Annotated in this window: 10 protein-coding genes; 5 read left to right on the forward strand and 5 right to left on the reverse strand. The window is 66.7% G+C overall.

Features of this window, described 5'->3' with window-relative positions; genetic code table 11:
* Positions 1–4: 4 nt before the first annotated feature.
* Genes FHR37_RS20550 through FHR37_RS20565 form a run of 4 tightly spaced genes read right to left on the reverse strand, consistent with a single transcriptional unit; the run spans position 5 to position 5,069 of the window.
* Positions 5–1,450, reverse strand: a complete 1,446-nt coding sequence (locus tag FHR37_RS20550; protein WP_092888367.1) for an ABC transporter substrate-binding protein — start codon at positions 1,448–1,450, stop codon at positions 5–7.
* A 43-nt stretch (positions 1,451–1,493) separates the two neighbouring features.
* Positions 1,494–2,402: a carbohydrate ABC transporter permease gene (locus FHR37_RS20555; protein WP_092888363.1), complete on the reverse strand. Its 909-nt coding sequence runs from the start codon at positions 2,400–2,402 to the stop codon at positions 1,494–1,496.
* On the reverse strand, positions 2,399–3,319 hold the full coding sequence (locus FHR37_RS20560; protein ID WP_092888360.1) for a carbohydrate ABC transporter permease: 921 nt from the start codon (positions 3,317–3,319) through the stop codon (positions 2,399–2,401). The genes FHR37_RS20555 and FHR37_RS20560 overlap by 4 nt, the downstream gene beginning before the upstream one ends.
* A gap of 25 nt (positions 3,320–3,344) precedes the next feature.
* On the reverse strand, positions 3,345–5,069 hold the full coding sequence (locus tag FHR37_RS20565) for a GH39 family glycosyl hydrolase (RefSeq protein WP_092888357.1): 1,725 nt from the start codon (positions 5,067–5,069) through the stop codon (positions 3,345–3,347).
* Between the two features lie 287 nt (positions 5,070–5,356).
* Here FHR37_RS20565 and FHR37_RS20570 point away from each other — a divergent pair, with 287 nt between their 5' ends.
* Positions 5,357–6,064 (forward strand): GntR family transcriptional regulator, encoded by a 708-nt coding sequence (locus FHR37_RS20570; protein ID WP_092888354.1) that lies wholly within the window; start codon positions 5,357–5,359, stop codon positions 6,062–6,064.
* Positions 6,065–6,118: 54 nt separating this feature from the next.
* Here FHR37_RS20570 and FHR37_RS20575 read toward each other — a convergent pair whose 3' ends face one another.
* Complete coding sequence (locus FHR37_RS20575; RefSeq protein WP_092888351.1) at positions 6,119–8,281, reverse strand: ABC transporter substrate-binding protein; 2,163 nt, start codon at positions 8,279–8,281, stop codon at positions 6,119–6,121.
* Between the two features lie 342 nt (positions 8,282–8,623).
* Here FHR37_RS20575 and FHR37_RS20580 point away from each other — a divergent pair, with 342 nt between their 5' ends.
* The 4 genes from FHR37_RS20580 (at position 8,624) to FHR37_RS20595 (ending at position 12,349) form a co-directional block, all read left to right on the forward strand.
* Positions 8,624–9,139: a nitroreductase family protein gene (locus FHR37_RS20580; protein ID WP_092888348.1), complete on the forward strand. Its 516-nt coding sequence runs from the start codon at positions 8,624–8,626 to the stop codon at positions 9,137–9,139.
* Positions 9,140–9,193: 54 nt separating this feature from the next.
* The gene (locus FHR37_RS20585) at positions 9,194–10,195 is read left to right on the forward strand and encodes a phosphotransferase family protein (RefSeq protein WP_092888345.1); all 1,002 of its coding nucleotides are present in this window, start codon (positions 9,194–9,196) and stop codon (positions 10,193–10,195) included.
* 88 nt (positions 10,196–10,283) lie between these two features.
* Positions 10,284–11,153: a sugar phosphate isomerase/epimerase family protein gene (locus tag FHR37_RS20590; RefSeq protein ID WP_175542780.1), complete on the forward strand. Its 870-nt coding sequence runs from the start codon at positions 10,284–10,286 to the stop codon at positions 11,151–11,153.
* A gap of 74 nt (positions 11,154–11,227) precedes the next feature.
* On the forward strand, positions 11,228–12,349 hold the full coding sequence (locus tag FHR37_RS20595) for a hypothetical protein (protein WP_139239163.1): 1,122 nt from the start codon (positions 11,228–11,230) through the stop codon (positions 12,347–12,349).
* The last annotated feature ends 17 nt before the right edge of the window (positions 12,350–12,366 follow it).

The raw sequence follows: 12,366 nt of genomic DNA on the forward strand, positions 1-12,366 counted from the left end.
TCAATCAACCGCCGTAGTCGGCGCCCGGCTTCCAGTCGGCGAAGACGTAGTCGTCCTCGGACACCTTCGCCCCTGAGGACTTCGCCTTCGTCATGGCCTGCTCGCGGTCGGCCTCACTGGCGTCGCTGAGCTTCCTCAACTCGTTCCTCAGGTTCTTGATCGAGCCGCCGAGGTAGCCCTGGACGATGTTTCCGACGTGCGGAGTGATCGGCTTGCGCTGGGCGTCCACCTTCGCGACCTCGGGATTCTTCACGATCGCCTGCGGCATCAAGAAGACGTTGTCCTTGCAGAAGGTCACCGCCTTCTTGTACGCGTCGATGGCGTCGGAGCCGGCCACCAGGTCGAGGTTCAGCGGCGGCTGGTCCATCGCCGCGATCATGCCCTTCTGGTACTCCTCCGTCATCAGCGACTCGATCAGCCTGGTCGCCTTCTCGGGGTCGCGGCTGTCGGGAGAGACGAACCAGGTGGCGCCGGGCCGCCCACGGTAGGTCCACGGCTTGGCACCGGAGGTGGGCGTGAGGATCGGACCGAAGGCGATCTTGTCGACGAACGTCGGGACGAGCGCCTTGGACCCGCCCGCGCACCAGATGCCGTCGACGAAGATGCCGACCGCGCCGGCGGCGTACCGCGTCCGCGCGTCCACCACACTGAGGTTGTTGGTGCCCGGCAGCATGTACTTCGAGTCGTACAGCTCCTTGAGAAACTCCACGACCGTGACGTAGCTGTCGTCGTGGTAGGCGTACTCGCCGGTGGCGAACTTCAGGCCCTGGTAGCCCGGGAAGCCGGCCGCCTGTGCCAGGTCGTCGACCTGGTCCCGGACACGTCCGCCGTCGGCCCCCAGCGCCAGCGTCAACGGCTTGACCCCGGCTGCTGACAGCTTGCGACAGGCGTCCTTGAAGCCCGCGTAGTCGGTGGGCGGACTGTCCGGATCGAGCCCGGCCCTGTCGAGGTGGTCCTTGTTCATCCAGACCAGGGTCGAGCTCTGCCGGAAACTGAACAGCGGAAAGCCGTACAGCTTCTTGTCGAGCGTGGTGATTCCCTCCGTCAGGCCGTTCTGCGGGATCTTCGCCTTCGTCTCCGCGGACAACTTCAGCTCGTGCACCCACTTGCCGCCGACCAGCGCGGCCAGCGGCAGACCGACGACGTTGGAGTAGACGTCCGGCATCTTCTTCGCCTGATGGGCCAGCTGGAACGCCTGTCCTGCCTTGGACGCGTCGTAGTACGTGTGCTTGACGCTCGCCCCCAGGGCCGAGGACTGCTCCGCCGCCCAGTCGTCGTTCAGCTTCTGGAACGAGCTGAAGTGGTCCGCCCACTCCAGCGTCCCGGACCCTCCGCCGCCCGACGACCCGCTCGAACCGCTGGTCTCCTCCGATCCCCCACAGCCGGCGGCCAACCCGGCCGCGGCCAGTGCCGAAGTGCCGAGGAAGCCACGGCGCGTAAGTCGAGTCATGGTGGATGCCACTCCTTTGTGTTCATCGGCTGATTGTGCGGGATCAGGACTTCACGGCGCCTGAGATGCCCTCCACGAAGTAGCGCTGCAGAAAGAGGAAGACGGCGACCACGGGCAGGATCGAGATCACTCCGGCCGCGGCCATCCCGGACCAGTCCGTCGCGGTCTCGCCGACGAAGGCCTGCATGCCCACGCTGACCGTCCGAAGCTCCGGGCGGCTGAACGAGAACACCAGCGGCAGGAAGAAGGAGTTCCACGTCGTGATGAACGTCAGCACGGCGACCGTCGCGGTGACCGGCATCGCCAGCGGGAGCATCACCGAGAAGAAGGTCCGCACGAACCCCGCGCCGTCGACAACCGCCGCCTCCTCGAGTTCACGCGGGATCTTCCGGAAGTAGCCGTAGTAGATGAGGATCGCCGACACGTACGCCCCACCGCTGAGAGCGAGAATCATCCCGGTGAGCGAGTCGATCAGGCCGAGCTGCATGGAGATCTTGACGACCGGGATGATCGTGTAGCCGGTCGGTACGAACAGCGTCGCCACCAGGACGCCCATGAAGATTCGTGAGCCCCCGAACCGATAGCGGGCCAGCACGTAGCCACAGGTGGCACACCGGATCGTGACGATCGCGACGGTGACGACGGTGATGACCACCGTGTTGATCAGGTAGCGGCCGAAGTGCGCGTCGTTCCAGGCACGGGCGTAGTTGCTCCAGACAACGTCCTTGGGGAACAGGTTGAGCCCACCGGAGAACATCTCCATGTTGTCCTTGAGCGACGCCGACACCATCCAGACGAACGGGAACACCCACAGCAGGGCCGTGCCCACCAGGAAGGCCGCGGCGATCCACCAGGGCAGGCGGCGGACGACGCGCCGCCCGCGCGAGTCGTGCGGGGTTTCGCTGCCGTGCGGGACGCCGGCTCGCGGCACCGCCGCTGCCTGCTGGGTCATGGGTTCGACCTCCTCATCCGGCGGGCGGCGTAGACGCCCCAGAGCTGGACCGCGCCCACGACGGCCACGAGCAGGCCGAACAGCACCGCTGCCGCGGACGCGTGCCCGAGTTGGGGAATGGAGGCGGCGAAGGCCCAGCGATAGATGTAGATCTCGATGATCTCGGTGTGGAAGTAGGGCCCGCCACCGGTCAGCGTGTACATCAGGTCGAAGTTGTGGAAGGTCTCCTCGACGGTCAGCACCGTGATGATGATCAGGAACGGCTTCAGCAATGGCAGCGTGATGTGGACGAAGATCTGCCGGACACTGGCTCCGTCGATCCGGGCAGCCTCGTAGATCTCGTGCGGGATCGTCTGCAGCGCGGCCAGCCAGTAGATCATCGTGACGCCGAAGAACTTCCAGATATAGAGCACCGCGGCGACGGGCAGCGCCGTGCTCTGGCTGCCGAGGAAGTCGACGCCATCTATCCCGAACGCCTGCAACACGCTGTTGACAGGGCCGGTCGCCGGGTCGAGCACGAACCGCATCACCACGCCGATGATCGCCGTCGTGGTGACCACCGGGATGAAGAACGCGGACCGCAGCACGCCGACCAGCGGAAGCCTCGGCGAGTTGAGGACGACGGCCAGCAGCAGGCTGAGCAGCACCCGGGCCGGCACCACCAGCACCATGAACAGCAGCGTGATCTTGAAGGAGTTCGCGAAGAACGGGTCCTTTAGCACCTGCTGGTAGTTGGCCAGCCCGACGAACCGCTGGTGGGAGTCGAAGCCGTTCCACTCCACCAGCGAGTACCAGTAGCTCGCGATGATCGGGTAGAGGGTGTAGACGCCGTAGAGGACCACGGTGGGGAGCAGGAAGAGCCAGATCCAGGCCGACCGCTTCCAGTCCCGGCCGGAGGGGACGACGGATTGGCTCATGTCGTACTCCTCGGTGAGGACGAACTCAGTCGGTGGGCTCCAGGACCAGCAGTGAGGCGGCCGGGAGCGGAAGGGAGATGTCGAACGTGACCTGCCCGGAGTCGGCCTCGACCGTACGGGCGGGTTCGAACTCCTCCAGCCCCTGCCTGGCGGTGATCTCGGCAAGCTCCTTGTCGGTCGGGTCCTGCGGCGACCCGAGCGCCTTCCACACGGTGTGCGCGTTGCTGTGCTCGGCGTCCACCCGGTAGTGGCGTACCCGGAACGTCCGCCCCTCGAGGTTGCGCAAGGTCAGGTTGACGACGGTCTCCTGCTCGCTGGTGTGGTACTGGTCGTCGATGTGCCGCCACACCAGCGCCGTCAACGTCCCGTTGTCAGAACGGGAGGCGAGGACGTCGACCTCCTCGGGCATGCTGCTGCCGTCGGTGTCGTCCAGCGCACGGACGTTCCAGGCCGCGTCGGAGGTCGCGGCGATCCGCTCGCCGCCGAGCAGGGAGAGCATGCGGTAGGCGTTCAGGAACGGCTTCTCGATGCCACCCGCGGTGAGGAACGATCGCGTGCCCTCGAAGAACCGCTCCCCCTCGAAGTAGAAGCTCCACGAGGTGGCCTGCCGCACCTGCACGGCCTCACTGGCGTTGAGGTCCAGGATCTTCTTCATCAGCTTGACCTGGAAGACCGGGTAGTACTCGGTGTTCTGGAACTCGTAGTTGCGGTTGTCGTAGCGGCCGAAGTGCGCCGGGACCGCGGCGTCGCACTCGTCCACGATGGCCGGCAGGTCGCGGTAGGGCTCGTACGCGGCGATGGCCCGGTTGAACTCACGCAGGTCGTACAGCATCTTCGTCGACGACGGGTTCAGTCGTTCGGTCGGCTGGCTGTCGACCGGGCGGTACTCCCGGGTCGGGAAGCGACATCCCTTGGTGTGGTAGGAGATGAAGTCCAGCGGCTCGTCGCGGCTGGAGGTGTAGTCCAGGAAGCCCTTGAGGAACTGCAGCCCGCCGCTGGTGACCGTCGGGCCGCCGACCTTGGCGTTCGGCAGTACGGTGCGAACGGCCCGCGCGGTGACGGTGTAGAGCTCGTTGAACTGTTCCGGGGTGCCGCGCCAGTAGAAGATGTCGGGCTCGTTCCACAGTTCCCACAGCCAGGTGAGCACCTCGGCCTCGCCGTACCGCTCCACGCAGTGGCGTACGAGCGCCTCGATCAGGCCGGCCCATCTGTCGTAGTCCCGCGGCGGGTAGCCCCAGGTGCCGGCCTCGTAGGAGGTGTAGACGGTCGGGCTCGGGGTGACGGTCAACTCGGCCGCCTCGGGCGGGACCAGGTCGCGCGGGGTGAAGCCGAGTTCGACGAGCACGTGGTGGCCGGCGCCGACGATCGCGTCGTAGGCCTGGTCGACGATCGTGAAGTCGTAGTACGGATTCCCGTCGTCGTCCTCGTGGTAGACGTTGCCCGAACCCCAGTGCGGAATGCCGAAACCGCTGCCGGAGCAGAAGACGTAGTGCGGACGGACGTGGTAGGCCGCGCCGCCGGAGAAGTCCGCGAACGTGCGGAGCAAGCGTTTGCCGGTCGGCGTGTAGGTCCAGTTGATCTCGTCGTAGCCGATGCTTTCCCAGACCCGGGTGAGTGGCCCCTCGACGGCGGCGGCGTCCACGTCGACGCGGGCTCGCAGCACGTGCGGTGCGTCGGGGTCGCTAGGTGCCGCGGGCGGGAAGGGTCCGAGCCGGACCCGGCTCACGTGGGCGGAGGTGTCGGTGCTCATAACCCTGGATCAGCCTCACTTCTCGGTGGGGAGGCACTTCCTTGGCAGGCAGGGACTTCAGGAGCCGCAGCGCACCGCCTCCGAGAGAGAAGAACGAGGACGACCCTCGGACCACGACGCGGGATTGGGCACGAGTGTCCCCCGGTGATCCAAAAAGTGTCAATGACAAATTGTTTACAACCCATGTCCGATCTGCGACAGTGCCTGCGGAGTGGTTCTGCTGGAATGCCGGCTGAGGGACGCACTGCGAGCGCCCGGAAGGCCGGTCTCGAGGAGGTGGCCTCCTGATGCCCGAGGGCATCGTCTCGCCGCTGCCGTCGCAGCGCGCGCTCGGCGACCTCGTGACCGACGTGCTCCGCGAGATGATCACCGAGGGAAAGTTCCAGCCTGGTGAGCATCTGCGGGAATCCCACCTGGCCGAAGCACTCCAGGTGAGCCGCGGCCCCATTCGGCAGGCGTTCGCGCGGCTGGAGGAAGAGGGTCACGTGGAGCTCCGCCGGCACAGGGGTGCGTTCGTGAGCACGTTGACCAAGGCGGACATCGAGGAAGTGCACACTCTCCGCGGCGCGATCGAGCGGCTGGCCGCAAGCCGGGCTTGCGCCCGGATGCAGGGCGAGGGCTTCGCGGAGATGGACGCCGTGCTCGAGCAGATGAGGAACGTGCACACCAGGCCGGATCCCGAGGACGCCGCACAACTGGACCTGCGGTTCCACGACATCATCTACGCGTACTGCGGGCACAGCCGCGTGCAGCGGGTGTGGGCGTCCATCCGCGGACAGGTCACGGTCTTCCTCCGCGCCCGCAACGCCAGCTTTCCCGACTTCCTCGAGGTGGGCCATGTCGAACACCTCGAGCTACGTGACGCGCTGGCACTCGGTGACCCGCAGGCCGCGCAGGACGCGATCGACAAGCACATCAGCGGGGCGTACGAGAGGCTGAAGCGCCTCAACCTGCCGGACCGTGACCCCTCCCCGGCAGAAGACAGGACGAGCTGAGACGGGCCCGCCCTGCTCCGGTCGGAGCAGGGCGGGCCCGGAGTCGGCCGGCGATCAGACGTCGTGCTTGCCGGGGTCCTCCCAGTAGAAGCACTCCGGGTCGTAGACCGCGGGAGTCGGGTGTCCCCACGGGCCGGTCAGGCCCCCGAACGCGAGGTTGTCGTGCGTCGGCACGTTGTGCAGGTCCTTCTTGTGGACCTCCATCACCGGGTAGTTGCCGACGCTGCCCTGGAAGAACGGCCCCTCGTTGATGTGGATCTTGAGCAGTTGCCAGATCAGGCTGCTCCGCTTGACCGGATCCGGCTCGACCTTCGCCTGGTCGTAGAACTTCCAGATCCGCTCGATCGGGCCGCCCTTCTCCGGCTCCATCCGCGGAGGGTGGCGCTTGTAGGGGTCGACGTCTCGTTCCTTGCTCTCCATGTCCGAGCCCCGCACGGCGTAGTACTGGCCTTCCAGCGGCGCCCAGCGAGAGCTCTCGATCGGCACGACCCAGTACGGCTGGACGAGGTTGCTGCCGACGTTGGACACCTCCCAGTTCGTGTGGCCCATCAGCTTTCCGGAGGTCCACTGGTCGTCGAAGGAGTTCGGCGGGATCGGGACCCGCTTGGCGTTCAGGCCGACCGCCCGCCAGTCCTTCTCCATGTACGCGTCGACCTTCTTCGCGTCCGGCCCCTCGTCGGCGGGAAAGTCGATCTCCAGCGCCAGCTTGGAGCCGTCGGGCAGCTCCCGCCACCCGTCGCCGTCGGTGTCCTTGACGTTCAGTTCGTCCAGCAGTTGCTTGGCCTTCGCCGGGTCGTACTTCAGGTAGCTGTCGCGCCAGCGCTGGTAGTCCTGCTTGCCCTGCTGGTCGGCGTTGAACTCCGTCGACATCGGGCTCGCCGTTCCGGTGGTCGGCGTGCCCTGGTTGAAGTAGATGGCCTTCTGGATCTTCGACCGATCCACGGCGTGGGACAGGGCCTGCCGGAACTTCGGCTCGCGGAACAGCTTGCGCAGCTTCGGGTCCTGGAAGTCGTAGTTGAGGAAGAACATCTGCCCGGTACCCGACCCGCTGTTCCACAGCTGGATGCTCGTGTTGGCCTTGGCCGAGGAGGCCTTGATGCCGGCGTACTCACCAAGACCGATGCCCATGAACGAACAGTGGGCGAAGTCGATCTTGCCCGTCTGGATCTGGAGCAGCGCGACCTGCTGGTCGGAGGTGAGGGTGACACGGACCTCGTCGACGTAGGGAAGCTGCTGCCCTTCCTTGTCGACCTCGTAGTAGAAGGGGTTGCGCTCCCACACCATGGAGCTGCCCTCTTTGAGGCTCTTCAGCTTCCAGCCGGTCATCGTCGGGCAGTCGGGGTTGGTGGCGAACAGATAGTTCTTGACGAAGGCGCCACCCGCGGAGGCCCAGTCCTCACCGACACTCGGGGTGTACTTGGGGTGGAACTGCTTGAGGTAGTGCTTGGGCATCGACCAGATCCGGCCGTTGCCACCGTCGCCGCCGTTGACGTAGGCGGCCATCTGCTGGGCGAGCAGCGGGGCCGGCTTGTCGAAGGTGATGACCAGCGTCTGCGCGTCCGGCGCCTCGAGCTTCGCGACCTTGCCGCTGCCCGACCGCAGCTCGTCCGGCGGCACCTGGCCGGTGCCCGGGTAGAGGGTCCAGTCCTGCCACCAGAACAGCACGTCGGCGGTCGTCCACGGCTGGCCGTCGGACCATTTCAGTCCCTTGCGGAAATGGAAGGTCCACTGGGTGGCTTCGGCGTTCGACTCGAAGCTCTCCGCCAGGCCGGGGCCGACGTCCTGCCCGTCGTTGAGCCAGCGCAGCGGTGAGAAGCCGTACATGTGTTCGCGGACCGAGCCGTAGGTGCCACCGGCGGTGGTCATGTCGACGAGGTTGAGCTGGCCACCGTACTTGCCGGAGGTCACCCAGTTGTGCGGCAGGACGTAGGGGTGGTCGGGCAGGCGGTCCTTGAGCGCCGGAAGCTTGCCCGCCTTGACCAGGGCGGCCAGGCTCGGTGCCTCGCTCAGCTTCGCGGGCGGCGTCAGTGGTCTGGTGGCCGACCCCTTCGCGTTCGACGGACTCTCGTTCTTGTCGGACGCTCCGCCGGACTTGCCGTTGCCGCCATCGGACGACTTCGAGTCGCCGCTGCTACAGCCGGCGAGCATCGCAGAGCCTGCCATGACGGCGGCTCCGTACAGCAGCGAGCGGCGGGACGGTCCCTGGACCTCGTTCATCGCGTCTTCCCCTCTCCCCCGTCGGCAGTTGCGCGCCGACGACCCGCGCCAGGCGACCTCATTCGATGCGCTTCGACTTTGATCACGACGCAAGCACACCGACCGCGGAGACGCCACCCAACGTCTGGCACTGGCCGTGGCCACAGTCGGCCGTCGCGCCTTGACTTCCACCAGAAGCTCAAGATCGCGGCCGGGCGGAGTTTCACTGTCACACCCCACCATCGCGACGGCCCCGATGACGCGGTCGAGTACTCGTGGATGCCGCCTTCTGTGGTTGAACTCCGGCATCATGGATGCGACCGGGCTCGACTCGACTCCCCGTTCGACCGGAGGTCATACAGCATGGAAACCTGGGATGCGATTCGCGCTCGCCGTAACGTCCGTTCGTATCGTCCTGATCCGGTCAGCGACGCCGACCTGGATCGCATCGTGGAGGCCGCCCGGCGGGCGCCGTCCGCGTCCAACCGCCAGCACTGGGACTTCGTGATTGTCACCGCCCGGGACCAGTTCGCCGAGCTCTCGACGGTGTGGCAGGGCGCCCGGCACATCGCCGACGCACCTGCCGCGATCGCGATGGTGGTCCCCCAGCCGCCCGACGAGCGGAACAGCCAGATCGACCAGTACGACCTTGGCCAGGCGACCTACGCGATGGCGCTCGCCGCCGCCGACCTGGGCATCGGCACCGGTCACTCCTCGGTCAGCGAGCAGGCCAAGGCGCGCGGCATTCTCGGCGTGCCGGACGACCACCTCGTCGCCTACCTGCTCGGTGTCGGCTATCCGTCCGACCGGCCGCTGCGCCCCATCGCCAAGCCGAACCGCCGCCCCTTCGACGAGGTCGTTCACCGCGGCACCTGGTAGTCCGTCCGCGTCGCCGGGACGGTCCAGTGAACCGATGGGTGCGACACTTCGTAGGTGTGTGAGCAGGCAAGACCGTCCGTCGACGATCCGGCCACCGATCCGGCGCTGCTGAGGACGCTGGCAGCCGCGGGTCTGCCGGCAACCGGCCGCTTTCGCCAGAAGGCCGGCTGGGTCAGCCGCGCGTGGGTCGGCGACGAATACGTCGTACGACTGAATACCGACGAACGGCACCGCGACGCGTATCGCCACGAAGCAAGAGTCATCGACCTGATTGCCGGCAGCGAGGTTCCACACGCTCGGCACCTTGCCCACGGCGATGGCCCGGACGGGCCGTGGTACGTCTCCGAACGTCTACCCGGCCAGACCCTGTATGAGGCATGGCCGACGGCGGACTCGCCCACGCGCCAGGCAATCATCGAGAGCCTTGGGCTTGCGTTGCGCGCCCTCCACCGGGTTCCTGTCCCGGCGGGCCTGCTGCCGCCCTGGCTGGCCGACGCGCTCGCCGGCAAGTCGTGGGCCGCGTTCCATCCGCCCGTGGTGGGTGCGGCGCTCGAGCAGGTCGAGGCTGCCCGGCGGCTGCCCGGTCATGACGCGTGCCTGGTCGCGGACGTGGCCAATTGGATCCAGGAGCGGCTGGCGTTGTTCGCCACCGACGAACCCGTCCTTGTCCACGGCGATCTGCATGGATCCAACGTGGTCGTCGACCAAGGACGTGTCACCGGTCTCATCGACTTCGCGGAGGCGTTGGCTCAGCCGGCGGATGTCGAGCTCGACACCATCCTGCGCTGGTGCGCGAAGGCGCGAGAGTTCCCACCCACACCCGATGAACAGGGGCTCGACGAGACCACCCTCACAGAGGTTCCCGGATGGCTGCACGGCGCGTATCCGGAGCTGTTCGAGCGCGAGCAGCTGCGCGAGCGGTTGAACTTCTACGACATGTACGGGCAGCTCGTGCTGTACGCACGCCACCCCCAGCCCGACGAACGCGAAGCGGCGAAGGACCGCATCGCTCGCCTGCTCTGCGGCCACAACCATCTCGATGGACTCGCCTGGTAGGTCGTCGTCTTTTGCGCCTACCTACGCCGGCCCTTGTAGCGTTGCCACCTCACGCACCAACGAAGCGACCTACGCGGAGGTGACGAGCGTGCCGGTGAGAGTGGGCATCCAGCTGTACTCCGTCAGGCAGTCCATGGCCCGGGACACGTACGGAACCCTGGAACGGCTGGCCGAGCTCGGCTACCGAAACTTCGAGGGAGCCAATCACGACGCCGGAACCGACGACGGGATCGGATTCGGCGTACCGGCGAAGGAACTCCGCACCACCCTGGACCGGCTCGGCATGCAGGTGGTCGGCTGCCACATCAACCCTCTCGACCCGCAGCGACTACCGGCGATCCTCGACTACCACCGCGAGCTGGGCAACGCCCGGATCGGCTGCGACATCGAGTTCTATCCGTACGACGATCTGGACTACGTGCTGCGTCGCGCGGAGTTCTTCAACCACGTCGGGGAACTGTGCCGAGAGCGTGGGATGCTGTTCTACTACCACAACCACTACCAGGAGTTTCAGCTCGTCGACGGCCGTACGGTCTACGACCTGATCATGGCGAACACCGACCCGGAGCTCGTGTTCGTGGAGATGGACACGTACTGGATGATGCGGGGCGGGCAGGACCCGGTCGCGATGATCGAGAAGTACGGCGACCGGCTGGTCCTCCTTCACCAGAAGGACTTTCCCCGCGACGCGCCGCAACCGATGGTGATGTTCGACGGGACCGTCGACCGGGACGCCGAGATCACCCTCGAGTCGTTCCTGGAGACGAAGGACCCGGTCTGCTTCACCGAGATCGGGACCGGCGTGATGCCCATCCAGGCCATCATCGACGCCGCCGGCAGATGCCCGAACTTCGAGTACCTCCTCCTCGAACAGGACCACACCCAGCTGTACGAGCTCGACTCGGTGAGGCGCAGCCGCGAGGAGTTCGACCACTACACCGGAATCTCCTGGGAGTAAGTGCATCCTTGCCTAGCAATATGGCAAGATTCGCCCACCGCATGTGGCGGTGAGGTTCTGTTCCAGGGGGATCCTTGAGATCTGTGCGCAACGCCGCCCTGCTCGCGGCAGGGGCGGTCGTCGGTTGTCTGCTGTTGGCGCCACCGGCCGGCGCCGAGCCCTATGACACCAAGATCACCAGCACCACCATCAACAACGCCAAGCCCATCGTGATGGGCACCAGCGGCTCGATCACCCGCACCGTCCCGGTCACCGTCGAGGTCTCCGAGGACTCTGGCGGGCTGGGCACGGTCGACGCCCATCTCCGCAGCTTCGGCGGCCTCTTCTTCCAGTACCTGGAGGGGCCGGACAGCGCGAACATGACCTGCGTGCCACGGACGTCCACCACCGTGACCTGCACCGGCACCGCGATCGTCGCCCAGTACAGCCTGGACAACGGCTCCGCCGGCCGCCCGGTCATGCTGCGGATGAGTGGCTACACCTACGACGGCGTCCAGTACAACCTCTACAGCGATCCCGCCGACAGCGTGCTCCTCCTCAAGGAGACCAAGCTGGCGACGGCGAACGCCACCCCCGAGCCTGTCCGCAAGAACGGCACCCTCACCGTCACCGGACGGCTCACCCAGCCCAACTGGAACTCCTGGGACGTCGACGGCAACAAGGTGTCCGTCGGTTACGGCGGACAGTCGGTGCGGTTGCAGTTCAGGCCGGCCGGCGCGACGTCCTACGCCACCGTCAAGACGATCACCTCCGCGTCGGACGGCACGCTCAGGACGACCACCCCGGCCACCACGTCGGGCGCCTGGCGGTGGTCGTTCGGCGGAAGCAGCACGACCGCCGGCTCGGTCTCCGCCGGCGACAACGTCACCCTCTACAAGGTCGCCAAGCTCAGCGTGAACGCCTCCCCCGAGCCGGTCGCCAAGGGCGGCAAACTGACCGTGACCGGGCGGCTCACCCGCGCCACGACTGACGCGGCCACGACGTTCGTCGGTTACGCGAGCCAGCCGGTCAAGCTGCAGTTCCGTAAGGCAGGCAGCAGCACCTACGGCACGATCAAGACTTCCTACACCGATGCGAACGGCTACCTGAAGACCACCACGACGGCAGGCGCCACCGGCTACTGGCGTTGGTCGTACCCGGGCAGTTCCACCGTCGCATCCGTCTCGGCCGCCGGTGACTACGTCGCCTTGAAGTGACGGACGCGGTCTGTCGC

This window comes from Actinopolymorpha cephalotaxi, assembly GCF_013408535.1.
GTDB lineage: Bacteria > Actinomycetota > Actinomycetes > Propionibacteriales > Actinopolymorphaceae > Actinopolymorpha > Actinopolymorpha cephalotaxi.